The organism is Gordonia sp. GONU (assembly GCF_024733855.1).
In the GTDB taxonomy this organism is placed as follows: domain Bacteria; phylum Actinomycetota; class Actinomycetes; order Mycobacteriales; family Mycobacteriaceae; genus Gordonia; species Gordonia amicalis.
Window position 1 is genome coordinate 32,177 of the sequence record NZ_JANRHB010000028.1, and the last position, 24,453, is coordinate 56,629.

Genomic DNA, 24,453 nt, shown 5'->3' on the forward strand with positions numbered 1-24,453 from the left:
GGCGGGGTCAGACGACGGTGAGCACCGCCTGCAGGTACTCCCACTCCATGTGGCCGTCGGTGAAGTAGCGGTCGGCGAGCTCGGCGATGGCGGTGTCGAGTTCGGCGACGCGGGTCGGGTCGTCGGCGATGTTCCGGTAGGTCACGATCGTCGGGCCGTAGTAAGCCTTGAAGAAGTCCCGGAACGCGGCGCCGTCGGAGAACTCGTCGATCTTCACCGTCGTGGTGGTGAACCGGTGATCGGTCACTCGGTCGCCGAAGAGGGAGCGCACGTGGTCGGTGCTGCCCCACAGCGGGCCGGGCTGCGCTCCGGGCGGCGGCGGTGGTGCGTACGGCTTCATCACGCCGAACAGCTCACCGATGAAACCCGTTGGCGTCCAGTTGATCAGACCGATCCGTCCGCCGGGTCGTACAACGCGGACGAGTTCGTCGGCGCACTTCTGGTGATTCGGCGCGAACATGACGCCGACGCAGGACGTCGCGATGTCGAAGTCGTCGTCGTCGAACGGGAGGTCCTCGGCATCGGCGGTGCGCCAGGTGATGCCCAGATCGCCGTGTCGCGATTCGCCGGTCTCCAGCAGCTCGGGCGTGAGGTCGGTCGCGACGACGTGTCCACCGGCCCGGGCCGCGGGCACCGCGACGTTGCCGGCCCCGGCCGCGACGTCGAGGACCTTCTCGCCGGACTTGATGTGCAGCGCGTCGACGAGTCGCCTGCCGAGCGGGGTGATCAGGTCGGCGACGGCGGGATAGTCGCCCGCCGCCCACAGTTTGCGATGGCGCGCCTTGATCTCGGCGTCGAACGGCGTGGGCTGGGTCGTGGTCATGATGTGTCCTCGTCGTGGTCGTGTCGATGTTCGTATCCGGACACCACGAGCTTCCGCCGTCGGGGCGACTTCCCTCTAGGCCAACATCTGTACCGACTCCGGTTCACATTCTGTACTGGTCATCGTGGTGCGGCGGGTGTGTACTTGGATTCATCGACGCAAGGGAGGATGCGATGACGTCGTATGGACAGTTCTGCCCGGTCGCCAAGGCCATGGAGCTCCTCGACGAGCGCTGGACGATCCTGATCGTTCGCGAAATGCTGCTGGGCAGTCGTCATTTCAACGAACTACGACGCGGCGTCCCGAAGATGTCGCCGGCGCTGCTCACCAAGCGGCTGCGCAATCTGGAGCGGGCCGGAGTCATCCGCCGGTCCGAGGTCGGTGGTCGTTCGGTGTACTCACTAACGGACATGGGTGAGGAACTGACCACGGTGGTGGAGGCGTTGAGTGCGTGGGGGATTCGCTGGGTCGGCGATCTCGGAGACGCCGATCTCGATCCGCACCTGCTGATGTGGGACATGCGCCGGACCGTCCCGGTCGATCAATGGCCGCGCCGTCGAACCGTGGTGCAGTTCATGTTTCGCGATGTGATCGGCAAGGCGCGCACCTGGTATCTGGTGGTCTCGGGGGACGACGCGCAGGTGTGTGACTTCGATCCCGGTTACGAGGTCGACGCCACCGTCGCGACCGATTTGAGAACCCTCACCGAGATCTGGCGCGGCGACATCGACTGGCGGTACGCGCTGAGCACCGATCGTGCCGAGATCACCGCCCCGGCGGAGGTCGCCCGAGAGGTGCCGGCGTGGATCGGACAGAGTGTGTCGGCTGCGATCCCGCGGCCGGCGTGACCTCGATACGGTCCTCGGCTGGCGCCTCGGACCTACTCGGCCGGCGGGACGTCAGCGCAATCCGACCGAGCGCATCAGGATCGGCCAGGACACGTGCAGCTCCTCCTTCCAGTACCCCCATTTGTGGGTTCCGCTGGGTCGCAGGTTGGTGGTGTAGGGGATGCCGAGCCGGGACAGGCGCTTGCTCATCTGTCCGGTGCAGGACCAGCTGCCGAACTCGCCGATGATGCCCTGGACGGTCTCGCCGATCGGGTCGGCGACCAGGTTGTTGTACCGGCCGGGGACGCCGTTGCCCGACGACATGTAGATGGTCTTGCCGCGGAGCTTCTCCGCGTTCACATAGGGATCGTGCGCGCTCCACTCCGGATCGCCGAACGGGCCCCACATGTTGGTCGCATCACCGCCGCCGCGGCTCACGTCCCACCGGGTGAGCAGCTGGTTCTGCGGGCTCGAGATGTTGGCGCAGTCGCTGTAACCCGCCACTCCGCTGTACAGCGCGGGCCGTCGGGTCGCGAGGGTCAGTGCCGCGACCCCGCCCATCGACGCCCCGGCGATGGCGTTGCGCCCGTTGCCGTCGAACTCCTCGTCTATCAGCGGGGGCAGTTCCTCGGTCAGGAACGTCTCGTACATGTACTTCTTGCCGACGCCGGGATCGACTGTGCGCCAATCGGTGTAATAGCTGTGCGGATCGCCGACCGGCGTCACGACTGTCAGCTTCTCGCCGGCGGCCAGCTTCTGCAGATCCGTCATCGCGTACCAGCCCGACTCCTCGTCGTGGGCTTCGGCGCCGTCGAGCATGTACAGCGTGGGCCGTTTGGTGTCTCCCGCCGGATGCTGGACGTCGACGGTGATCTCGCGGCCCATCGACGGCGACCAGACCTCGAGTCGCTCGCGGCCGTCGAATGCGGTCGTCGACACGATGCGCGCGGTGTCGTCGTCGGCGAGCGCCGACGGAACACCCGGGATGAGCGCAAGCGAGACGAGGGACGCTCCGACCGCACCCGCGACCCCGGTCAGTGTTCGGCGTCGTTGCATGCGGCATCCCCTCGTCGGCGGTCGGTCGACATGTCGAGTATGGGGCAGATGTGACTGAAGGGACAGGTGTTGTGATCTGATCGCAACGAGCGGGGCAGGCGAAGAGGTGGCCGCCTAGGCGATGTCGCGTCGCAGGGTCGTGAACCGGCCGACGACGGCGAACGCCGCGATGTAGACCAGCATCACCACGGCCCCCGCCCACTGGGGGAGGAGATCCGAGGCACCCTCGCCCATGCTGGCGAAGAAGCTCGTACCGACCAGTGCATCGGCAGCCGAACCGGGGAGGAACTTCGACACCGACGTGGTGGCGTCGAAGGAGGCCAGGGCGATCCGGGCGATCGGCTCGACGAGCTGGGTGAACGCCAACAGGATGACGATCGCGGCCACCTGGTTGGACACCACCGCGCCGAAGGCGACGCCCAGCGCCGTCCACAGCACCATCACGAGCATCGACAGGGCGATGACCTCGATGGTCGAGCCATCGCCCAGGAAGGCGCCGTCCCCGAGGAGTGCGAGGATCGGCGCGGCGGTCGCCACGACCGCGAACGTGCCGAGGATGCCGTACAGTGCGCCGATCGGAATGCCCGCGATCAGCTTGGCCGACAACAGGATTCCGCGCCGTGGTTCGACCAGGAGACTGGCGGTGATGGTCTTGTGGCGGAACTCGCCGGTCACCGCCAGGCTGCCGATGACCAGGGCGAACACGTAGCCGATCGGAGAGGTCAACGCGTAGATCGACCGCGCGAGATCGCCCCCCGACAGCAGCACCGGCTGGTTCATGGCGTTCTCCGCGGTCATCGAAAAGGCAAGGACCGCACCGATGAACGCCAGATAGCCGACCATGGCGATGAGGAGCACCCACCACATCCGGGTGGAGACGAACTTGCGGTACTCCGCGACCAGTGCCGCCTTCATCGCACAGCTCCCGTCGACGTTGTGGGCGAACCGGTCAGGTGCAGGAACACGGTCTCGAGATCGGCACCGGCGTCGGTGAGTTCATGCAGTTCGATACCGGCGCCGAATGCGGCGGAGCCGACGGTCGCCGTGTCGACACCGCGCACGCGGAAGCCGCCGGGGGCGTCCTCGATCCGCCAGTCGCGCTCGCGTGCCAGGGCCACGAACGACGCGGGGCTCGGGGTGCGGACCCCGACCGCGTGGACGGCGAGGTCCTCGAACTCGGTGAGGGTCGACGCCCGGACGAGTCGACCGTTGCTGATGACCGCCACGTCGTCGACGGTGCTGCGCACCTCTGCCAGAACGTGACTCGAGAGGAGCACCGTCCGACCTTCGTGAGCCAGCGATCGGAAGAGTCCGCGTAGCCAGACGATGCCCTGGGGATCGAGACCGTTCGCCGGTTCGTCGAGGATGATGACCCGGGGATCGCCGAGCAATGCCGTTGCCAGGCCGAGGCGCTGGCGCATACCCATCGAATAGCCGCCGACCCGGCGGTCCGCGGCCTCGGTGAGTCCGACGAAGTCCAGCACCTCCCGGCACCGCGCCGTCGACACCCCTACCTGTGGGGCCAGAGCCTTCAGATGCCACAGTCCCGTGCGGCCCGGGTGGAAGCTCGACGCCTCCAGTGCCGCCCCGACCTCCTGTGCGGGCCGGCGGATCTGCCGATACGGGCGGTCGCCGATGAGTGCGCGTCCGGCCGTCGGTTCGACGAGACCCAGCAGCATCCGCAGGGTGGTCGTCTTGCCCGAACCGTTCGGGCCGAGGAAACCGGTCACGCGTCCCGGCGCGACCGTGAAGGACAGGTCGTCGACCGCGGCGACCGCACCGAAGCGCTTGGTCAGTCCATCGATCGTGATGGCAGGAGAGTTCACCGTCGTGTCACAACCAATCGCGGCGTCGGAAGGAGATGTAAAGACTCAGCACGACAACAACTATCAAACAGATGCTCATGATGAAACCGAATGTTTTGAGATAACCCGGGAATGGCACATTCTGTCCGTAGAAGCCGGTGATGGCGGTCGGTACCGCGATGATCGCGGCCCATGCCGTGAGCTTCTTCATCACCGTGTTCAACCGTGCGTCGGCGAGCGTCAGGTTCGTCTCGAAGACGGTCGTGATCATATCCCGCAACGACTCCGTCCACTCCGACGCGCGCAGGGCATGGTCGTACAGATCCGAGAAGTGGGGATCGAGTTCGGGCGGGGCGTTGTTCTCGAAGCGACGCCGCTGGATGCCGGCGATCACCTCGCGCATCGGTAGGACCACCCGCCGCAACACGACGAGGTCCTTGCGGAGATCGTAGGTGCGGCGCTGGAGTTCCCGGCCCGGGACGCGCTCGTCGAAGAGCAGCGCCTCGAGGTCCTCGATCTCGTCGTCGAGTCGCTGGACCGCGTCGAAATGTCCGTCGACGACGACGTCGAGGAGGCCGTGGACGAGTGCGCCCATGCCGTGTTGCATCGCGCCGCTCTCCGTCCAGCGCCGGACCACCTCGTCCATGTCGAACCCCGGCGTCGGGCGCACGGTGATCAGGGCGTTCTGCTTGACGAAGATCGAGATGCGGTGCAGGTCGAACATTCGCGCGTGACCGTTCATCGACGCACGGAAGTCGGTCCCCGACACCCTCTCCGACACCTCGTCGGACGGCTCTGCATCGGCGTCGGACGAGGAGTCGCCGTCGTGCAGCGCGATCGCGTAGACCATCACGAACGTGTGGCCCGAGTACACCACCGTCTTGACCCGTTCGGCCGCCGCGACGGTGTCCTCGACCGCGAAGGGATCCAGGTCGATTTCTGCGGCCACCCGCGACAGCGTCTCGTGGGACGGGCATTCCAGGTCGGCCCAGATGAGGGTGTCGGGATCGCCGGAGTCGAGGCAGTCGGAGATCGCGTCGAGGTCGAAGCCGTCGGGGTCGAATGCACCGACGGCCTCGCCATTGCGCCAGATCTGGCCGCGTACCCGCTCGCTCGCAGAGTGTCCGGTACCGGCCGCGACGGAATCGGTCATGCGCACATCGTGTCACCCCGGACCACCGGTTGGTCCCAGGGGGAGATCACGGTCACCCAGACGTGTCGGAGACCGCGGGTAGCATCGAAGCCGGTGTCTGCAGATACGGGGCGCGGACCGATTCTTCCAGTAAGGCGGCAGTGGCATGGTCGACAAGGGCCCGGATGGGCAGGGCTCGAGAGGGCATCGGCGGATGCCCGCGCGCACGAGCGAGCAGATCCGCGAGTGGTGCGACCGGTCGTCGGTGCCGGGTGAGCGGCGCGAGCTGTCCGACACCGCCGCACTGCTGGTGGCGGCGGGCTACCTGACACCCGGGGGCCGCGCGGTCGTGGTGCGCAGGATCTCCACCGGCCGGCCGATGCCGACGGTCCCCGCCGGGTTCGGCGACCTGCGCCGCCTGCAGCGGGCGATCTTCCAGCTCGAACACCAGTTGTCCAGCCCGGTCGTGCCGAGCGTCGTCGGCGCGGTCCTGAGGAACCGGTTGAACGGGCTGCAACGGCGCCGCGACGACGCGCGCAAGTACATCGTGACCGCCAAGGGCATCCTCGCCTCCGGGACGCGGGCGATCCGCCGCGAGCGCCGCGAGAACATCTATCTCGAGATCGAGGAACGTGAGCGGCTCTTCGCCGGGCTGTTGTGCACGCCGACACCCAACGTCAACTCCTCGGGCTACGTCCGGCGCGCGGGTACTGCGGCCATCGACCGCATCGCCGGCGTCGTCGGGCAGGTCGCCGCGAAGTCGGGCAACCCGCAGGCCGGGCAGTGGGCCGATCAGCTCTTCGCGACCGGACGCGACGCGCCGGGCGGGGCCCCGCGGGCGGCGAACTTCGTCGACGGCTACGAGACCCTCCTGTTCATCGCGGGGCACTACTACGACCGCATCGTCGGCAATCCCGCATGGCGCTCCGACCACTTCGAGGTGCAGCGCACCCAGGTCAACCTGCACGCCGAGCTCGCCGAGATCGCCGCCGACGTGATCGCCCTGCGAGCCGTCCGCATCGACCTCGACCGCGCGAAACGCAACGGCGGATTCGATCGCACCTTCGCGGCCCAGATCGACCGGCGCGAGACCACGCTCCGGCCGGTGTGGACCGAACTCATCGATCGCGTGCAGGCGCTCGGCGAGGTCGCCCACGTCGTCGAGTCGGCGGCCGACGAACTCCAGGTGCTCGCCGAGTACAACAAGGCGATGACCCTGGACGACCGCATCGACGCGCTGATCGCGCGGTCGGGTGATCGGGAGATCTCGGTCGACAACGCCAAGCGTCTCACCGAACAGGTGCGCAGCGGTGAAGAGCAGCTTCGGATCTACCGAGATGTGTTGCAGGGCAACATCGCCCGGATATCCCCGGCCGTACCGCGGGAGCTACCGGCCCGCTACGAGCCGTCGTGACCAGGCCTTGAGGTAGTCCTTCTCCTCGGAGCTGAGGCGTCGAAGCGTGTGATTCTCGACGTCGACGACCGCCATCTGCGTGCTCGCCACGCACGCCGGCCGGCTGTCCGGGTCGGCGTTCGCGCCCCGGATCTCATAGCCGATGGTGAAGTCGACCGACCGAAAGTTCTTGATCCACATGCCGATTAGCAGCGGCGAGTCGTCGTGTCGGAGTTGGGCCTGATATCGGATGTCGACGTGGACTATCATCGCGCTGGTGATCAGGGGGGCGTACTCCTCGCCGGCGCTGAGAAGCCATGCGATGCGGGCCTCCTCCATGAGAGTCACCATGCGCGCGTGATTGATGTGTCCGAAGGCGTCCATGTCCGACCACCGGACCGGGATGTCGGCGACGAACGCGTACCCGTTGTCGTTCAGATCCCCGTCCTCGAGCTTGTCTTTCGGTGAGTTCTGCCCGCTCGGAGGTTTGTGCATCATCGACTTTCACTCGGGGGCACCGTTTGTGTGGTGATTGGTATCGGATCGGCCACTTTCGCGACGTCTCGACCTGCCGACCGGCAGGTAGTCTGACAGTCTAGATGTCGCCACGCGTCCGGATCGGTCGGCGCGGAGCACATGCATGGCGAACGAGGACTTCCGGTGCGGTCGGGGTTTGCCGGGTAGGGAGTTTTACGTGAGATCGAGGCGCTTGATCGCGGGTCTTGCCAGTCTGGTGATGACGGCTGCGTTGACCCCTGTGGTGGCCCATGCAGCACCGCGGGCAGTCGAACCGAAACCTGTCGCCCGCATCGCCAAGGCCGTGAAGATGAGTGCCCTGCGCACCGACATCTGGGTGTACTCGCCGGCCATGAACGACCGCATACGCGTGTCCGTGCTGACTCCCGCGGGTGCCACCTCCCCGCGGTCGACGGTGTACATGCTCGACGGCGCCGGCAACTACAAGGACGTCAGCGACTGGATCACCAAGGGACGCGCCGGCCGGTTCTTCGCCGACAAGAACGTCAACGTGGTGCTCCCCGCCGGGGCATCGGGGACCTTCTACACCGACTGGAAGCAGCGGGACGCGAAGCTCGGCAAGCCGATGTGGGAGACGTTCCTGACCAAGGAGCTGCCACCGCTCGTCGACGAGAGGTTCAACGGCAACGGCCGTAACGCGATCATCGGCCTGTCCATGGGCGGGCAGGCAGCGTTCGCGCTCACCGTGCGGAACCCGGCGATGTACACCGGTGTCGCATCCCTCAGTGGTTGTCCGCCGGTGTCGGGTCCGTTCAACGAGGCGTATGTGCGCTCGACGGTCGGCCGGGACGGCGGCGACGCGACCAACATGTGGGGGCCCTTCGGCTCCGCCGGGTGGCGTGCGCACGATCCGAACCACCATCTGGACAAACTCCGCGGGAAGAACATCTTCATCGCCGCGGGCTCCGGTGCGGTCGGTCCGCTCGACCTGCAGCGCCGGATCGAGCCCGAAGAAGGGTCTCGCGACGTCGTGACGGCGTCGTCGTCGGCTCTCGAGCTCGGCGCCTACCGTTGCTCGCTGGAGTTCGCGGTGACCCTGCGCGCCGCGCGCATCCCGTACACCGACGGCTTCCGCCTCATCGGCACCCACACCTGGGGTTACTGGGAACGCGACCTCGCCGTGGCGTGGCCGACGATCGCACGCGGTCTCTAGGCCCGCGGGCCGTCCCAGTTCTCGGCGAACCGCAGGAAGACGTCGTCCTCCTCGGCGTTGGTGACCGTCACCCGAACGCCGTCACCGTCGAACGGTCGGATCACCACACCGGCGTCGACGCCGGCACGCGCGAAGTCCATCGCCGCGGCACCCAGATCGAGCCAGACGAAGTTGGCCTGTGAGTCGGGTACCCGGTAGCCGGCGGCACGCAGACGTTCGGTGACGCGAGCACGTTCGGCGACCACGGCGTCGGTGCGGGCGAGGAGTTCGTCCCCGGCCTCGAGGCTCGCGATCGCGGCGGTCTGGGCGAGGCTGTTCACCGAGAACGGCACGTGGACCTTTCCCAGCGCGGTGATGACCTCGGGGTCGGCGATCGCGTAACCGATGCGGAGGCCGGCGAGGCCGTACGCCTTGGAGAAGGTGCGCAGGATCACCAGGTTGGGGAACTCCCGACGGAGTTCGAGTGCGTCGTAGGCCTGGTTCTCCGGCAGGCGCAGGTACTCGAAGTACGCCTCGTCGAGCACGACGAGGACATCCGACGGCACGTTCTGCAGGAACGTGCGGAGGTCGGCCTCCCCGACGACCGTGCCGGTGGGGTTGTTGGGGTTGCACACGAAGATGAGGCGGGTGCGTTCGGTGACAGCTGCGGCCATCGCCTCGAGGTCGTAGGTCAGGTCGTCGGTGAGCGGCACCTGAACCGGCGTCGCACCCGCGACGCGAGTGGCGAGGGGATATGTCTCGAACGAGCGCCACCCGAACACCACCTCGTCGCCGGGTCCGCTGGTGATGAGGATCAGGTTCTGGCAGAGGATGACCGATCCGCAGCCCACCCGGACCTCGTCCTCGGTGACGCCCAGCTTCTTGGACAGCGCGGCGGTGAGTTCGACGATCCCGTTGTCGGGATAGCGGTTGACTCCCGCCACCGCTGCGGCGATGGCCTCGATGACGCTGGGCAGAGGACCCTCGGGGACCTCGTTGCTCGCGAGCTTGACGGACCCGGGAAACGTCTTGCCCGGTACGTACACAGGAAGGTCGTCGAGATCGGGTCGGATTCGCAGGCTCACCAGACCAATGTAGGCCGCACCGCGGAACGGGCAAAAACCGGCTCTGACCAAACGGTTTGCTTGTGGACGCGAAGGGTGTGTAACCTTTCGTCCGGCAGTTCGAAAGGACTCCGCCAAGGAGGCGTGCCAGAGCGGCCGAATGGGACTCACTGCTAATGAGTTGTCTCGCTAAAACGGGACCGGAGGTTCAAATCCTCTCGCCTCCGCCACCGCAGTCGGCCGACGGCGGTACAACTGAATAGCACGCGCCCGTAGCTCAACGGATAGAGCATCTGACTACGGATCAGAAGGTTTGGGGTTCGAATCCCTACGGGCGCACAGAGAATCCCCAGGTCGACATGGCCTGGGGATTTCTACATGTGGGCGATGGTAGGTGTCCACTCCGCTGACCCGACCGGCCATGCGCTCGGCACCTCACCCCGGCCGGGACTGCCTATCGTCCGGGCCGAACACCTTCGATGACGTCGATGAAGACCGACAACGGCATACCCGCCAGCAGCGGGGTGCCGTTGATCCAGAACGCCGGCGTCGGAGGTATGAACAGACTCTTCGCGAGGCGGAGGTCGGACTCGATGTCGAGGTCGAAAGTGTCACCGCGCATATCGCTTTCGAACCGTTCGAGATCGGTGACCCCCGCTCGCCGGGCGAACGCTGTGAGTGACTCTTCGGTGTATTCGGGTTGCCGGTCTGCCGGGGCGCCCTCCATCACCACCCGTACGAATTCCCAGAACCGGTCCTGAGCGGCGGCCGCTCGGCCGGCACGCGCCGCCAGCCAGGATTGCGGCCCCGCCATCGGGGCGTCGCGCCACTCGACGCGGAGTATCCCGGTGTCGACGTAGCGGTCGACCAGTGCCGGCTGGATCTCCCGGGTGAACACGATGCAGTACTCGCAACGGAAGTCCTCGAAGACCACCATGGTGACGGGGGCGTCGGCAGCCCCGAAGACGAGTGGGTCGTCGTCGGTGCGTCGGGGGACATCCCCGGCAGGGCCCAGGTTGGTGTTCATCGTCGCCGCCGGTGCTGCGATCCCGGGGTCCTTCGGCTTCTCCCAGGGCCGCGTGAGCGCAAGGGTGACCAGTGCTGCCACCAGCACGACGCTCAGCGCCATGACCCATCGCGAGCGTCGGGTCGTGAGTTGTCGTGGTCGCCCCCCTTCGGGGCCCGGGGTTGCGGTCGAATCGCCAGAAGTGCTCACGCACCCACTATGCCCGACAATCGACTAAGTCCCATAGTCGATTACTATCTGTCTTAGTAATCGACTCGAAGCGGAGGCATTGTTGACCGAGAAGCGTTCTCCCGTGACGTTCTGGCTGGTGGCGGGCGTCATCGTCGCAACAGCCATCGCCCTGATCGCCTTTGTGGTGGTCATAGACTCCGACGACTCGCAACCGCCTGCGCGGGCCGGTACGGACAGCACCGGGGACTACCTCTACGACATCGGCCTCGAGCGACGCGACCCGCAGGATCCACTGGCGTTGGGCCGGGCGGATGCTCCGGTCACCTTGATCGTGTTCACCGACTACCAGTGCCCGTACTGCGCCAAGTGGTCGCACGACACGCTGCCCACGATGATCGAGCGTGCCGAGGCAGGAGAGCTGCGCATCGAATTCCGTGACGTCAACGTCTTCGGTGAGGCGTCCACACGAGCCGCCCGCGCCGCGTATGCGGCTGCGCTGCAAGGGCATTTCCTCGACTATCACCACGCCTTGTATCCCGACGGTCGGCCGCGGAAGGGCGACGGGCTGTCCACGGAGGGCTTGACCGCGACGGCGGCGGAGCTGGGGCTCGACGTCGACCGCTTCCGGTCGGACCTGGAGTCGACGGAGACCCGGAAGGCGATCGCGGAGAACCAAGAACTAGGGGCTGCCGCCGGCGCCTACTCGACCCCGTCGTTCATTCTCGGCGGACAGCCCATCGCTGGTGCCCAGCCGACCGAGGTGTTCGTCGACGCGCTCGACGAATTGACCACCGCGGAGGGCAACTAGCGTGGATGTGGGCTTGATCGCCGCCTTCGCCGGCGGCGTGCTCGCATTGTTGAGTCCCTGTGGCGCACTGCTGCTCCCGGCGTTCTTCGCGTCCTCGGTGGGTGCGCGTGGGCGACTGGTCGTGCATGCCGCGATCTTCTACGCCGGGCTCCTGATCACACTGTTGCCGGTGGGCATGGGCGTCGGGGCGCTGGCGTCGAGACTCACCGAGCACCGGTCGACGATCATCGCCGTCGCCGCGCTGCTCATCGTGATGCTGGGTGTCTTGCAGCTCTTCGGTCGGGGCTTCGACCTGGGCCGGTTGGTTCCGGGGATGTCCCGCATACAGCAGCAGTCGATGGCACGCACCGGCCTGATGAAGACGTTGTTACTCGGTGCGGTCAGCGGGGTCACCGGGTTCTGCACCGGACCGATCCTCGGTGCCGTGATCACGATGGCCGCCTCCCGCGGAATGGGCGGGGCCGCATTGCTGCTCGCGGTGTACGCGCTGGGAATGGTGGTGCCGCTCCTGATCCTCGCCGTGCTGTGGACACGGATCGGCGAAGTGGGGCGCGCGCGACTCCGTGGGCGCGAGGTGTCGCTCGGACGTCTGCGGTTACACACCACCCATCTGATCGCCGGTGGTCTGTTGATCACCGTTGGCGTCGTATTCTGGCTGACCGACGGGTTCGTCGGAACCCCGGAACCGATCGGGCTGGACGCCCAGGACCGGCTGCAGAACGCGGCGGGCATGCTGGCCACGCCGGCCGTCGACATCATCGCGATCGCGGTGCTGGCACTGGTGTTGCTCACGTGGTGGTGGCGACGATCGAGGGTAAATCGCGAGGCCCTCCGGGCGGACGCCACCGGTCACGACGAACTCCCGTCCGCCCGACCACTCGCCGAGGACGCCTGAACGGCGACGACACGCATGCAGGCAGGTCACCGGATGCAGGCGTTGGCGGCGATCAGGTAAGAGGCGTAGATGCCGGCGGTGACCAACGCCGAGAACACCATGCATGCGACGATCGCCGCCACGGGGACCGCGCCGCGGCGGGATCCGTCGGCGACCCCCACGAGCTGCGCGATCCGGTCGGGTCCACCGGCGTGCAGTGCGCCCGGGACGTGGGTACGGTGCCCGCCGAGTTTCAGGAGCGCACTGGCGAGCGCCGGGGTGCTGACGGCGTGGCGGGCCGCGTTGTCGGCGGCGATCTCGAGATAGTGGGGCACCGCCTCGACGATCGAGTCGAGCAACGGTGACCATCGCAGTGGGGCACCGAGCGCGCCGACGACGAGTGCGATCAGGTGATGTCGCTGGCGCAGATGGGCGCTTTCGTGTTCCAGCACCGCCCTCAGCTCCACGCCGTCGAGGAGCTCGACGGCACCGCGAGAGATGATGATCCCGCCACGGCGACGGGGTAGCGCGAACACGATGGGCGTGGCGTCGTCGAGGATCCGGACGCGATGGCCGGCGATCTCCCCGCGGGTGGTCACGGCGGCGACAGCGGCTGCGGTGGCGCGCGTGCGCGTGGTCGAGCGGTACGCATACCGGGCGCCGACCCAGCTTGCGGTGAGAGCGATGACCAACGGTGCGAGGAGAAACAAGACCGTCGGTAGCGCCGTCTCGACGGTGCCGGTCGACCACGGGCTCGCGCTGGCCAGGCAGCGCTGGCACACCTCGGCCGCCCCGGACGGCAGGATCTGGGGGCCGCGGAGCACCCAGGCGAACATCGGTCCGATCGCGAGTAACGCGCCCGTCCACAGCGCGGCGCAGACCATCAGCAGGCCGGTTGCCACGCGCGGCGCCCGGGACAACGCGGGCGCCGCGCGACGTAGAGCGCGCGGACCCAGCCAACCTGCAGCGACGAACGCGGCCACCACCACCGCCACGGTGAACAGCATCAGCTCTGCTCCGGCGGGTCGTCGGCATGTTCGGTGACGTATCTGCGCAGCACCTCGATGTCGGTCGGCGAGAGCGCCTCGACGAAGTGCAGCATCGACGACGCGCGGTCTCCGCTGGTGGTCAGCGCATGCTGCATCAGCTGAGCCGCGTACTGGTCGCGGTCGTGCACCGCCCGGTGGCGCACCGATCCGCGCCGACGGCTGGCGGAGGTCATCCGCTTGCGCTCGAGATTGCGCAGCACCGTCGCGATCGTGGTGTACGCGGGCTCACCGGGCAGCTTCTCGATGATCTCGCGAATGGACTGCGGGCCATCGGCCCAGAGGATGTTCATGACCTGCTGTTCGAGCGCACCCAGACGCGCGGGTTCGGGCGCCGGACGGTCGGCGGCACCGGAGTGTTTCGTGTTCATCGCGGTACGGCCGCGACCGGGTCGGACCCTGCAGCGTCGAACCTGATCCGGCACCCCTTCTGTTGCGCGCGGAGTCGCTCGGTCAGCGCCACCGCCGACAATCCCACTGCCGCGACCGCCATCACCGGTTGCATGGGCGCGAACCAGGTCATCGCTCCCGAGGAGCCCAACGTCAGCACGACGAGTTTGTTGCAGACCGGACAGCCCACGGCGAACCAGGTCAAGAAGCCGCCGGCCATCCCGAGGCGACCGAGACGGTCCGCGTCGGTCGCCGTTCCTGGGCTGCGAACGTAACTGGCCACCAGCAGTCCGCCGAGGACCGCGCTGAGAACGAGCACCGGCGCGTTCCACCACTCGGGACCGATCGACCGGACGAAGACGGGATTGGGGATGAGCGCTGTGGCGAGGGCGATGACCACGCCGATCACTGCGCCGGCGATCACTGCCACCACCATGTGCCGTACCGACCACGCGGAGAGGCCCTGCTTCAGGACCGACGGCGCCTCGCGCAGGTAGCGCTGCGTCGGCATCAGGAATCGCACATCGGCAAGTATGCCTCATCCTCGACTAAGCATCGTAGTAACCAACTAGACCCGATAGTCGACCCCGATAGTCGATGGATCTGCCGCGTCGAACCGGCCGGCTAACGGAGCACCACCAACTCTTGCGTCGCCCGCGACATCGCCACATACCGGTCCACGGCGCCTTCGATCCCCTCACCGAAGGACTCCGGATCGACGAGCACGACGAGATCGAACTCGAGCCCTTTGGCGAGGGTCGGGGTCAGCGACCGAACCCGGTCGGCGTCGGCGAAATCCGGGGCGCCGATGACGCAGACCAGTCCTTCGTCATGCGCGGACAACCATTCGTCGACGATTCCGGCGAGTTCCGAGCGATCGCCGTGCCGGACGGGAATTCCCGTGCGGCGCACCGAGGTCGGGACGTTGGCGTCGGGCAGCGCGGCGCGGATGACCGGTTCCGCCTCGTTCATGATCTCCTCGGGGGTGCGGTAATTGATCGTCAACCCCGCCACGGTGACGCCGTCGAAGCCGACCCGCTGCAATCTCTCCGACCACGACTCGATGAATCCATGGCGGGCCTGGGCGCGATCGCCGACCACCGTGAAGCTCTTCGACGGGCACCGGTGCAGGAGCATCTGCCACTGTGCATCGGTCAGTTCCTGCGCCTCGTCGACGACGATGTGCGCGAACGGACCGGCCAACCGGTTCGGGGCGTCGGTGTCGGCGACGACCCCGTCGTCGAGCGCGTTGCGCAGGTCCTCACCGCGGAGCATGGTCATGAGTCCCTCGCCGTCGTCGTGCACCTGCGCCGCGATGAGGTCCTCGACCACCTGGCTCATGCGCTGGTGCTCGGCGTCGACCGTCGCCCGCCGACGGCGTCTGCGCACGGCGGCTTCGGGGTCGCCGATCCGGCGTCGCGCCGCGTCGAGCAGCGGGAGGTCGGCGTCGGTCCACGCGTCCGGGCGGTCGCGCTGCAGGGCACGCACCTGCTCGGGCGTCAGCCACGGCGCGCACCGGCGCAGATACGCCGGCACCGACCAGAGGTCGCCGACGATCTCCGCCGGCCGCAGAACCGGCCATGCGCGGTGGAACGCGGACGTGAGCTCCGGGTTGGACGCGAGAGCACGACGCAGTGCTCCGAACGGGACGTCATCGTCGTGCCGGGCGGCGATGATCGACACGAGTTCCTCCCACGCCTCGTCGCGACCGTCGTTGTGCGGCGTCCCCGGCTCGGGCACATCGAATGCCTCCGCCCAGTCCGCTGCGGTGAGAGTGACCTCAGCCCAGGGGGTTTCGACGACGAGCGGCGTCGTCGGTGGTTGTTCGTAGAACGCCACGGCCGGCTCGATCGCCCCGACCATGCGCGCCGACGACTTCAGCCGTGCGACGCGAGCATCGGATTCCGTTGTCGCCGAGGCTCCTTCGACGACCAGGTCGGACAGCGTGCACGTCTGTACGCTGTCCTCCCCGAGGCTCGGCAACACGTCGGCGACGTAGGCGAGGTACGGGCGGTGCGGACCGACGACGAGGAGTCCGCCGCGATTCCCGGCGAGTCGGGGATCGGAGTACACGAGATACGCCGCCCGATGCAGCGCCACGACCGTCTTGCCCGTTCCGGGACCACCGTCGACGACGAGCGCTCCATGGGAACCGGCGCGGATGATCGCGTCCTGATCGGCGGCGATCGTACCCAGCACATCCCGCATCCGCGGCGAACGGACGGCCGCGAGATCGGCGATGAACACCGACTGGTCGTCGAGTGCGGCGTGACGGTCGAGGACCGCCGGGTCGTCGACGAACACCTCATCCCAGTAGTCGGTGATGCGGCCTCGGGTCCATCGGTAGCGGCGTCGGCTCACCAGGCCCGCGGGGTCACGCAGCGTGGCGGCGAAGAACGGGGCTGCCAGCGGGGTACGCCAGTCGACGAGCAACGTCGCGCCGTCGGACCCCGTCAGGCCGAGGCGACCGATGTAGAGGACCTCGCCGTCGGTGCCGACGATACGACCCAGGCATGCCTCGAGGCTGAAGCGTTGCAGAGCGCGTACGCGGGAGAGGGTCTGGTGGATCTCCAGATCGCGATCCAGTGCTCGTCGTCCACCACCGCCTTCGGACCGTCGGAGGACCTCGATCCGGGCGGTGGCGTCGTCGATGCTCTCGGTGAGACTCGCGGCGAGCATGGCCAGGTGGCGCTCGTCGTCCGCGATGAGTACGGGGTCGGCCTTGGCGGACAGCTTCGTCGGGAGGTCGAAGACGCTGCTGGGTTCGGGGATGAGCGGGGCGGGCGACACGGACAAAGCGGCTCCGATTGGGTGATGCGGGTGAGACTCTCGGCAGGTGGGAAGGCGATTCTGCACCCGGTGAGGGGGCTTGCCGCAAGGCCCCCTCCAGCGCTTATGGTGAAGAGGGCAGAACGATCGGCCCAGGCCCGGCTGTCACATGCCCCATCTGCTGCACGCCTCCCATCTGTTGCACACCGTTGTCAGATGTGTGAGGGTGTCTTCAGTTCACCTGGTGAACGATTTCGGTGGGGTCTGTCAGGGGGCTGCCGCCCCGCGAACCGGGGGTAGGGGCGGCAGCACGGCACCGGACCGGGACCCCATTCGTTCAATCGATTCCACACCGGGTTGCCCACCGCGCGACCAGCATTTCCGGACCGCGCGGGCTCACCGGCACAGACACCCGCCGTAAGGTCGAAGACAGACAACACTTCGACCGGAGGCCGACGATGGGACAGCCGTACGGCGGACCGAACCGCGACGCCCGCGACCCGCGGGATCGTGGCAGCGATCCGTATGGGCACACACCCGGGCCGCAGCTGTACCCGCCGCTCGGATACGCCCCGGACGGCACCGCCCTGTTCCGGCCCGGCCAGCCCACCAACACCGAACTGCGCATCGCCGAGCAGGCCGAGCGGGAAGAGGCGCGTGCCGCCGCCCGATCCGCGGCCGTACCGGACGACGAGTCACGCATCACGAAGGTCTCCACCTCGACGCTCATCGTGTGTCTCGGACTCGTCGTGCTGGTGGCCGTCGCGATCGTCGGGTTCAGCGGGATTTTTCGGAACGAACCCACCGAACTGCCCCTCGCCGACCCGCCGACCACCATCGACGTTCCGCTTCCTCGCACATTCGAACCACCGCAACTGACTCCCGACGATCCCGGCCGGCCCGTGCCCGGTGGACCCGACCAACGCGTCAATCCCCAGGACAAACCGGTGACCTACGAGGTCGCCATCGACGGCCAGGCCACCATCCTCTACGTCGACGCGATGGGTCTGAGGTCGGAGTTCGCGCCGTCCAATCCATGGAGTGTCCAGTTCACCGGTGGGGACAATCCGTTGCGTCTCCTGGTGATCGCCGGGACCGGGAGCGGCGCCAAGTGTTCGATCAAGGTCGACGGCAAAGTGGTGGTGGAGGACACGGTGACGGCGTCGTCGGCCCGACGCACCGCCTCGTGTATCGCGTGACCGCCAGAGATTCGCGCCGCCACGTCGTCCATCTGGTCGAGTGACCAGCACGTCCGATGTGTGATCGGCGGGTCGGCTCGCTACCGTAGTCGTGTGAGTTCTCCGCAGACAGCCCCCGAGGGTGAGCAGTCGTCCGCCGCCACGGACGAGTTCAAGACCGTGCTGACGTGGCGTGGCGAGGACACCGATCGACTCGAACAGGTGCGCCTGGTCGTCTCCGGCGCACGCGTGAAGGCCTATGGCCGGATCATCGCCGCCGCGACCGACGACCACGAGCCGTTCTCCGCGTCGTACGAGTTACAGACCACCGACACCGGCATCACCAGACGTCTCACGGTGCACCTCATCTGCGACACGGGGGAGACCCAGTTCGGAATCACCCGCGACAACGAGGGCACCTGGCTCATCCGCCGCCCAGACGGAGAGATCATCCAATCGGACTTCGAGGGTGCCGAGGACGTCGACCTCGCGCTGTCGCCGATGTTCAACGCGCTCCCGTTGCGCCGCAAGGGGCTCACGCCGGCCGACGGCACCGTCGAGGTACCCGTCATGTACATGTACCTCCCCAGCGGTGAGGTGAAGCCGGCCACGATGTCCTACACCGCCACCGCGGACGGCGTCGACCTGGTGTCGCCGCTGGCCACCACGACCATCACCCTCGACGGCAACGGCTTCGTCGCCGACTACCCGGGACTCGCCCGCCGGGTCTAGCCCACCCACACCCGGCCCTGATGCGCCTGGCGGCGTAATTCCTCCTGCCAGCCTGGCTCGCCGATCGTCACTCCGCTGATGGGCTCCGGGCTCCCGTCGTGCAGTCGTTCGTACGCGGTGCGTGCTCGATGTCCGTCGTCGACCAGGACCTCGGCCGTCCCGTGATCACGCAACTCGTCGCGCGCGGCGATCAGACGGTCGATGGTCTCGCTGAGAACGTTGAGGACGGCGATGCCGTTGGCCTCGATCATCGCCCGCTGCAGCGCGGGTGCCGTTCCGGCGACCCGGGTGCCGTCGCGGAAGCTGCCGGCGGCCAGGCGCAGGGCGAGGTCGCTCTCGCCGGCGCCCACCGCGGCGGTCGCGGCCGCCGTCAGATGCGGCATGTGGGAGATCGCGGCGACGGCACGGTCATGCGCATCGGGCGCCACGGGCACCACCTGCGACCCCGCCAGCCGTGCGATCGACGCAACGGCCAGCCAGTCGTCGGCGTCCGTGTGATCGGTCGTGGTGACCGCCCACATCGCATCCCGGAACAGTGTCGGATCGGTTGCCGGCCACCCGGACCGACTGGTCCCCGCCATCGGATGCCCGCCGACGTAGCGCGCGCCGGGGTGTGCCCGCGCGATCACCTTCTCCACTTCCTGCTTGACACTGATCACGTCGGTCAGCAGGGCGCCGGGTGCGTGTTCGGCGATGTCCGACACGATGGGTTCGATGGTCGTCACCGGGGTCGCCAGGACGATGACGGCTTCCGTCTCGGCCGCACGGCGCAAGGTTGCGACGAGATCCGTCGACGCCCGGTATCCGTCGGAGGTCGCTGCGTCGACCGTCGCCGACGACCGGTTGTAACCGAACGTCTCGTGCCCGGCGTCGTGCAGGACCCGCAACAGCGAGCCGCCGATCAGACCCAGGCCCAGCACGCACACCGGCGTCGAGGGCGCAGAACGCGAGGACGACGAGTCAGCAGTCACGCTGACAACGTTCCCATACCTCGATCTCCGCTCGTTCCGGGACTTGGGACTGCAGCTGATAGCGGCTACGGTTTGCTGCATGGCCGGTGCCGGATATGGGAAGTCGGGTTCGAACACGCAGGACGTGGACGAGGACATCGACGGTTTCGCTGTTGCGGTGGTGCGCGACGAGAGCGGATGGAAAGTCACTGCGCTCAAGCCGTCGGCGCTCTCTGATCTCGAGGACGCCGAGCGACAACTTCGCGAGCTCCGTTCGGCCGGCGCCGTATTCGGGCTGCTCGACGTCGACGACGAGTTCTTCGTCATCGTCCGGCCCGCGCCGTCGGGTGCGCGGCTGCTGCTCTCCGACGCGACCGCGGCGGTCGACTACGACGTCGCGGCCGACGTCCTCGACGCCCTGAACCTCGACGTGCCCGACATCGATCCGGACGAGCTCGACACCGTCGAACCGTGGGAAGAGGGCGACCTGGCGGTCCTGGCCGACCTGGGCCTGCCCGACGCGGTCATGAGCGTCATCGTCGGCGACACCGACCTCTACGCGGACGAACAGCTCGGCATGATCGCCGCCCGGCTCGGTTTTGCCGATGAACTGGGCAAGGTTCTCGACTCACTCGGCCACTGACCGGCGCCGGCGCACGATGAGTGCCCCCGCCTGGGAGAACATGGTGCGCGCGGCACTCGACGCCGCCTCGTCATCGGGAACCGACGACGTCCCGATCGGTGCCGTGGTCTTCGACCCCGAGGGCGTCGAACTGGCGCGCGCGGCCAACCGTCGGGAAGCCGACGGCGATCCGACGGCGCACGCCGAGGTGCTCGCCTTGCGTGCCGCAGCCCGCGCCTTCGGTGACGGTTGGCGACTCCCCGGCTGCACGATCGCGGTGACGGTCGAACCGTGCACGATGTGTGCCGGCGCCATCACGCTGTCTCGCGTCGACGCGCTGGTGTTCGGCGCGTGGGAACCCAAGACCGGGGCCGTCGGGTCCCTGTGGGACGTCGTGCGGGACCCGCGGCTCACCCACCGCCCCCAGGTGAAAGGTGGCGTCCTCGAGGCCGAGTGCCGCGCGCTGATGGTCGATTTCTTCGCGACACGGAGAGTGCGCTGAACACCACTTTCAGGGGTGTGAGACGAAAAGATCGGTGAGATCTCAGGGTCGCGACCGGTGGTCGGTACCGCGCTGCTCTGGCAGATTGGAGATCGAGTCCCGACCCGATCCTCGAGGAGTAGCCATGTCCGATCCGGCCGACAAGGTCACCGCTGCGTTCGACACCGCCAAGGCCAAGATCAACGAGCTGGCCGAGAGCGGCAAGGTGCAGGAGGCACTGGGCACCGCCCGTGACAAGATCGACGAACTCGTCGAGAGCAAGCAGGTCCAGGATGCTCTCGGCACCGCCAAGGACAAGCTGAGCGAACTCGCCGAGAACGAGAAGGTCCATGAGGTCGTGACGACGGCCAAGGACAAGATCACCGAGGTGGCGCAGAAGTTCAACAGTCGGTGATTCTGGCCTCTGACCTGAGGTTCTGCACGACGAGGACGGTCTGTGGCACGGTGGAAAGCAGGAGTCAGCTCCTGCATGGCGACGCTCGCGTCGAGCCACCGGCATGATCGGTCGCCGAGTTCTTCCACCTCGGCCGGCATCGGGCCGCGCCGAACCTCATCGAGGAGGCTTCATGGGAACCACTGACGACGCCAAGAACAAAGCCGAAGAGTTGAAGGGCCGTGGCAAGGAAGCCGCCGGCAGCCTCACCGACGATCAGGATCTGAAGAACGAGGGCAAGGGTGACAAGGCCCAAGCCCAGGGCAAGCAGAAGATCACCGACGCCGCCGACGCCGTGAAGGGCAAGGTCGACGACGTCAAGGACAAGCTGACCGGCCACTGATTGCCCGCTGCATCCGGTTTTATCGCTCTGACCAGCTGATTTAAGACTCACCGCCTCGCTGCGGTACAGTCTTTCGCGGTGGCGTGTCCGAGCGGCCGAAGGTGCAGCACTCGAAATGCTGTGTGCGGTAACCCCGTACCGAGGGTTCAAATCCCTCCGCCACCGCCAGGAATGGCCCCCGTCTTCAGACGGGGGCCATTTCGCTGTCTGGGCCCCCTGTTCGCAGAATCGCTGCCTGGCGAAGAAGCTCGATCTCCAACCAAGCCGGGCCCAACGGTCTCGCCGCTGCCCTGCACCTAGCGGCTGTCCAGATCAGCCGATCGCGATCTCGATCTCGTGTCCCTGCGGGGCCGTCCGCTGTGTCGACCCGACTGGAGACAGGGCCAAGGCGATGGTGCCGGTCACCACCAGGTATGACGGGATCTCGGCATGCAGGGTACGGCGGTGCCGGGACAGGTCGACAACGGTGATGTCGACCATCGACCCGTCCGAACCGGCCCCGGGGAACGCGACATCGAGAATCGACGAGTGCAGCGGAAGCGCGGCATCGACGGAGACGACCGCCCGTCCATGGGAAATGACCACCGAGGTCATCCGGGTCACCAGCGTCGAATACCACTCCGACGGCGCGCACGAGGACTGGCACACGGGAAGTCCCTCGTCGTCGAGGTAGAACGCGACTTTGCGCCGCAGGGATTCCTCACGCAGTGAGACCTCGCCGGCGAGGACGTCGTCGCCGGCGGCGCAGAGCTCGGCCCCCCAGGTGGCTGCATCGAAGATTCTGGTCACGGTGACCCCTCTCGGCGAAGGCTGGTGTTCTCCCAGTGTGACCGATGGCGGATCGTTCTGCACCTCGACGCGGCGGAAAGCCGTTGGACAACAGTAGATTTGAGGATCCGAACGCGAGGAGAGGGCACACGCTGGAGCTGGCGTCGATCCGACGCGCACGACGATCGGGTGTTCGGGCCGCTGATCTCGGCGTGTGCATTCGATGATGACGCAACACTCCCGCCTGCGCATCTCGGACACGCCGTTTCCGGTCACTCGGTGTGGCCACCATCGGCGCGCCAGGTCACCGTCGTCGGGACTTCGTCGTCCCACGGCTGGCGGGTGACGAGGTCGGCGACCCGGACGTAGCCTCGTTCGAAGACGCCGATCGCGGGGTCGATCAGGCGGTACTCCTGAGTCTGGCGATGAATCGGCTGGGCGTCGAGTAGGACGATCCGCACCTCGCCCGGCTCGAAATGGCAACGCCGCTGCAGTGATTCGATGAGCTGTTCGTTCGAGAGGTGGCCGTCGCCGAAGTTCCAGCCCATCGCGGTGCTGCAGATCCGCTCGCCGTCGGTGAGTACGTACTGATCCTCGTGCGTGCGGTCGACATCCGTCCCGCTGTCTCCGCTCCCGGCGACGGACATCGCCCGGTGGGCCAGCGTGAAGAGTGCACGCCCGTGACTGTTGAAGGAGCGAAACGCATATCCCATGTAGAGCGGGATCTGGGCGGCCTCGGGGCTGCCGTAGAACCGTTCGAGCTGGGCAGCTGGCATCGACGCGATGGCGACGATTCCCTCTTCGATCTTCGCCGACGCCGATGGCTTGATGCACCACAGGCCGGTGTCCCAGTTGCCCGCGTAGTACCGCATGCCGGGCAGGAAGGAGACCTTGCGGGGCATCAGGTTTCCGACGACGACCGTCGTCGCCGACACGGCGAACAGCAGTACCGGCCAGGGGGATTCGAGGTCGGTGAGTCCGATGCCCGGGTGCCCGACGAAGATCGCGAGGATGCCGAACATCATGAAGACGTTCCACTCCAGCGGGACGCCCATCGGGATCGACGACAGGATGCCGAAGTGGAAGACGAGCATGATCGCGGCGGCGATGGCAGTGACCCAGCCGCCGTGGGAGAAGAACAGCACGATCGGGACGAGTCCCTCGACGGCGGTGGAGAAGTGGGCGATCCAGCGGGACCGGCGTCCGGGGCGCAGGTCGTCGGGGAAGTCCTCGAAGAACTTGCGTTTGATCTTCGGCGACCGCCAGATCGGGTTGTTGGACATCATCGTCGCGATGACGAAGGGGAAATGCTTGTTGAGCTTCGACGTCGCCGCGCCGAGCCAGATGCACAGGAACAGGAGTTTGGCTCCGATGATCATGTCCACGCCGCTGAACAGGAACGTCACCGTGAGTGCGCCGTACACCTCGCCGCGCGCCGCCAGGAAGACCGTCTTGTCGCGAAGCCCGATCGCGGCGAGGAGACCGAGGATCGTCCAGATCTGCCACACGGGGAGTACGCCGACGGTGGTGTCGAGTTCGGGGATGGCGCCGGAGCCCGGGCTGAAGAGAGCGATCAGCACGACGACGATCAGCGCGCCGTAGAGCAGGACGTCGGCGGGGGTTCGGGTGTCGCCCGCGGTCAGCGGGATGCGTGGCCACGGTGGTTGGCGAATCGTCTTGGGGCGCAACCAGTAGAGGATCGATCCGAACGGCGGGAAGAAGCGGTTGTTCAGCGGTCCGAACCCGCAGCCGAAGCCCACGACCTCGAAGAGCATCGTGTAGAGAACGACCTTCTGGAAGACGATCGGCTCGTTGTACCAGCCGGCGACGTCGAAGAAGCCGTCGATGCCCGGCGTCGTGATGACGATCGCCCAGCCGATCAGGATGAAGGCGAGGATCTTGCCGACATAGAACAGGTGCAATGCCCCGGGGGTCCCGAACCCGACCTCGGCCCAATGTCGCGCCATGGGCCGGATCTTCTCCGCGCGTGTGCCCTGGCTCCAGGTCGGGAAATCGATGTCCGGCGTGGTCTGCTTGAGGAATCCCATCGTTGCTGAACGTAACAAACCAA

26 protein-coding genes and 3 tRNA genes are annotated in these 24,453 nt (G+C 67.2%); 14 read left to right on the forward strand and 15 right to left on the reverse strand.

Annotation, left to right across the window (positions count from 1 at the left end):
- Positions 1-7: 7 nt before the first annotated feature.
- Entirely contained in the window at positions 8-823 is an 816-nt protein-coding gene (locus NWF34_RS19655) for a class I SAM-dependent methyltransferase (RefSeq protein WP_006438747.1), read from the reverse strand.
- 173 nt (positions 824-996) lie between these two features.
- Here NWF34_RS19655 and NWF34_RS19660 point away from each other — a divergent pair, with 173 nt between their 5' ends.
- The gene (locus NWF34_RS19660; protein ID WP_006438748.1) at positions 997-1,671 is read left to right on the forward strand and encodes a helix-turn-helix domain-containing protein; all 675 of its coding nucleotides are present in this window, start codon (positions 997-999) and stop codon (positions 1,669-1,671) included.
- A 51-nt stretch (positions 1,672-1,722) separates the two neighbouring features.
- Here NWF34_RS19660 and NWF34_RS19665 read toward each other — a convergent pair whose 3' ends face one another.
- The 4 genes from NWF34_RS19665 to NWF34_RS19680 all read right to left on the reverse strand — a co-directional run bounded on the left by NWF34_RS19665 (position 1,723) and on the right by NWF34_RS19680 (position 5,664).
- Complete coding sequence (locus tag NWF34_RS19665) at positions 1,723-2,706, reverse strand: alpha/beta hydrolase family protein (RefSeq protein WP_258325872.1); 984 nt, start codon at positions 2,704-2,706, stop codon at positions 1,723-1,725.
- Between the two features lie 114 nt (positions 2,707-2,820).
- Positions 2,821-3,621, reverse strand: coding sequence for an ABC transporter permease (locus NWF34_RS19670; protein ID WP_258325873.1), 801 nt, complete (start codon positions 3,619-3,621; stop codon positions 2,821-2,823).
- Positions 3,618-4,532, reverse strand: a complete 915-nt coding sequence (locus NWF34_RS19675; protein WP_258325874.1) for an ABC transporter ATP-binding protein — start codon at positions 4,530-4,532, stop codon at positions 3,618-3,620. The genes NWF34_RS19670 and NWF34_RS19675 overlap by 4 nt, the downstream gene beginning before the upstream one ends.
- 7 nt (positions 4,533-4,539) lie before the next feature.
- Positions 4,540-5,664, reverse strand: a complete 1,125-nt coding sequence (locus tag NWF34_RS19680) for a magnesium transporter CorA family protein (protein ID WP_258325875.1) — start codon at positions 5,662-5,664, stop codon at positions 4,540-4,542.
- 145 nt (positions 5,665-5,809) lie between these two features.
- Here NWF34_RS19680 and NWF34_RS19685 point away from each other — a divergent pair, with 145 nt between their 5' ends.
- Entirely contained in the window at positions 5,810-7,057 is a 1,248-nt protein-coding gene (locus tag NWF34_RS19685; protein ID WP_258325876.1) for a hypothetical protein, read from the forward strand.
- On the opposite strand, the gene NWF34_RS19690 is transcribed toward NWF34_RS19685, so the two are convergent.
- Entirely contained in the window at positions 7,031-7,531 is a 501-nt protein-coding gene (locus tag NWF34_RS19690; protein WP_258325903.1) for a thioesterase family protein, read from the reverse strand. The two genes, NWF34_RS19685 and NWF34_RS19690, sit on opposite strands and share 27 nt — an antisense overlap.
- A gap of 241 nt (positions 7,532-7,772) precedes the next feature.
- Here NWF34_RS19690 and NWF34_RS19695 point away from each other — a divergent pair, with 241 nt between their 5' ends.
- Complete coding sequence (locus NWF34_RS19695) at positions 7,773-8,726, forward strand: alpha/beta hydrolase family protein (protein WP_258325877.1); 954 nt, start codon at positions 7,773-7,775, stop codon at positions 8,724-8,726.
- Here NWF34_RS19695 and hisC read toward each other — a convergent pair.
- On the reverse strand, positions 8,723-9,790 hold the full coding sequence (hisC, locus tag NWF34_RS19700) for a histidinol-phosphate transaminase (protein WP_258325878.1): 1,068 nt from the start codon (positions 9,788-9,790) through the stop codon (positions 8,723-8,725). The two genes, NWF34_RS19695 and hisC, sit on opposite strands and share 4 nt — an antisense overlap.
- Before the next feature lie 117 nt (positions 9,791-9,907).
- Between hisC and NWF34_RS19705 the strand changes: the two genes are divergently transcribed.
- Both NWF34_RS19705 and NWF34_RS19710 read left to right on the forward strand, forming a co-directional pair.
- Positions 9,908-9,999 (forward strand) — tRNA-Ser (locus NWF34_RS19705).
- 36 nt (positions 10,000-10,035) lie between these two features.
- Positions 10,036-10,108: transfer RNA gene (locus tag NWF34_RS19710), tRNA-Arg, on the forward strand.
- 115 nt (positions 10,109-10,223) lie between these two features.
- Here NWF34_RS19710 and NWF34_RS19715 read toward each other — a convergent pair.
- Entirely contained in the window at positions 10,224-10,985 is a 762-nt protein-coding gene (locus NWF34_RS19715) for a DsbA family protein (RefSeq protein ID WP_258325879.1), read from the reverse strand.
- A 103-nt stretch (positions 10,986-11,088) separates the two neighbouring features.
- Between NWF34_RS19715 and NWF34_RS19720 the strand changes: the two genes are divergently transcribed.
- Together NWF34_RS19720 and NWF34_RS19725 are read left to right on the forward strand one after the other, a co-directional pair.
- On the forward strand, positions 11,089-11,775 hold the full coding sequence (locus NWF34_RS19720; RefSeq protein WP_258325880.1) for a thioredoxin domain-containing protein: 687 nt from the start codon (positions 11,089-11,091) through the stop codon (positions 11,773-11,775).
- Between the two features lies 1 nt (position 11,776).
- On the forward strand, positions 11,777-12,670 hold the full coding sequence (locus tag NWF34_RS19725; RefSeq protein ID WP_258325881.1) for a cytochrome c biogenesis CcdA family protein: 894 nt from the start codon (positions 11,777-11,779) through the stop codon (positions 12,668-12,670).
- 26 nt (positions 12,671-12,696) lie between these two features.
- Here the strand turns inward: NWF34_RS19725 and NWF34_RS19730 are convergent, their stop codons facing one another.
- The 4 genes from NWF34_RS19730 to helR form a co-directional block, all read right to left on the reverse strand.
- Entirely contained in the window at positions 12,697-13,656 is a 960-nt protein-coding gene (locus tag NWF34_RS19730) for a M56 family metallopeptidase (protein WP_258325882.1), read from the reverse strand.
- Positions 13,656-14,066, reverse strand: coding sequence for a BlaI/MecI/CopY family transcriptional regulator (locus tag NWF34_RS19735; RefSeq protein ID WP_258325883.1), 411 nt, complete (start codon positions 14,064-14,066; stop codon positions 13,656-13,658). Before NWF34_RS19735 ends, NWF34_RS19730 begins: the two co-directional genes overlap by 1 nt.
- Positions 14,063-14,608 carry a hypothetical protein gene (locus tag NWF34_RS19740; RefSeq protein ID WP_258325884.1) on the reverse strand — a complete coding sequence of 182 codons (546 nt, stop codon included), beginning with the start codon at positions 14,606-14,608 and terminating at the stop codon, positions 14,063-14,065. Before NWF34_RS19740 ends, NWF34_RS19735 begins: the two co-directional genes overlap by 4 nt.
- 101 nt (positions 14,609-14,709) lie before the next feature.
- Complete coding sequence (gene helR, locus NWF34_RS19745) at positions 14,710-16,881, reverse strand: RNA polymerase recycling motor ATPase HelR (RefSeq protein ID WP_258325885.1); 2,172 nt, start codon at positions 16,879-16,881, stop codon at positions 14,710-14,712.
- A 431-nt stretch (positions 16,882-17,312) separates the two neighbouring features.
- Here helR and NWF34_RS19750 point away from each other — a divergent pair, with 431 nt between their 5' ends.
- Together NWF34_RS19750 and NWF34_RS19755 are read left to right on the forward strand one after the other, a co-directional pair.
- Positions 17,313-18,053 (forward strand): hypothetical protein, encoded by a 741-nt coding sequence (locus NWF34_RS19750; RefSeq protein ID WP_258325886.1) that lies wholly within the window; start codon positions 17,313-17,315, stop codon positions 18,051-18,053.
- 60 nt (positions 18,054-18,113) lie between these two features.
- Positions 18,114-18,764 (forward strand): putative glycolipid-binding domain-containing protein, encoded by a 651-nt coding sequence (locus NWF34_RS19755; RefSeq protein WP_258325887.1) that lies wholly within the window; start codon positions 18,114-18,116, stop codon positions 18,762-18,764.
- Here the strand turns inward: NWF34_RS19755 and NWF34_RS19760 are convergent.
- A complete protein-coding gene (locus NWF34_RS19760; RefSeq protein WP_258325888.1) occupies positions 18,761-19,735 on the reverse strand; it encodes a prephenate dehydrogenase in 975 nt (324 codons plus the stop codon). The two genes, NWF34_RS19755 and NWF34_RS19760, sit on opposite strands and share 4 nt — an antisense overlap.
- A gap of 79 nt (positions 19,736-19,814) precedes the next feature.
- Between NWF34_RS19760 and NWF34_RS19765 the strand changes: the two genes are divergently transcribed.
- The 5 genes from NWF34_RS19765 (at position 19,815) to NWF34_RS19785 (ending at position 21,782) form a co-directional block, all read left to right on the forward strand.
- On the forward strand, positions 19,815-20,357 hold the full coding sequence (locus NWF34_RS19765; protein ID WP_258325889.1) for a tRNA adenosine deaminase-associated protein: 543 nt from the start codon (positions 19,815-19,817) through the stop codon (positions 20,355-20,357).
- Positions 20,358-20,373: 16 nt separating this feature from the next.
- Positions 20,374-20,838 (forward strand): nucleoside deaminase, encoded by a 465-nt coding sequence (locus NWF34_RS19770; RefSeq protein WP_258325890.1) that lies wholly within the window; start codon positions 20,374-20,376, stop codon positions 20,836-20,838.
- Between the two features lie 124 nt (positions 20,839-20,962).
- On the forward strand, positions 20,963-21,232 hold the full coding sequence (locus tag NWF34_RS19775; RefSeq protein ID WP_258325891.1) for a hypothetical protein: 270 nt from the start codon (positions 20,963-20,965) through the stop codon (positions 21,230-21,232).
- 172 nt (positions 21,233-21,404) lie between these two features.
- Positions 21,405-21,614, forward strand: coding sequence for a CsbD family protein (locus NWF34_RS19780; protein ID WP_258325892.1), 210 nt, complete (start codon positions 21,405-21,407; stop codon positions 21,612-21,614).
- Between the two features lie 77 nt (positions 21,615-21,691).
- Positions 21,692-21,782: transfer RNA gene (locus NWF34_RS19785), tRNA-Ser, on the forward strand.
- Between the two features lie 144 nt (positions 21,783-21,926).
- Here the strand turns inward: NWF34_RS19785 and NWF34_RS19790 are convergent.
- On the reverse strand, positions 21,927-22,403 hold the full coding sequence (locus NWF34_RS19790) for a hypothetical protein (protein WP_258325893.1): 477 nt from the start codon (positions 22,401-22,403) through the stop codon (positions 21,927-21,929).
- 251 nt (positions 22,404-22,654) lie between these two features.
- Positions 22,655-24,430, reverse strand: a complete 1,776-nt coding sequence (locus NWF34_RS19795) for a DUF3556 domain-containing protein (protein WP_258325894.1) — start codon at positions 24,428-24,430, stop codon at positions 22,655-22,657.
- Positions 24,431-24,453 lie beyond the last annotated feature (23 nt).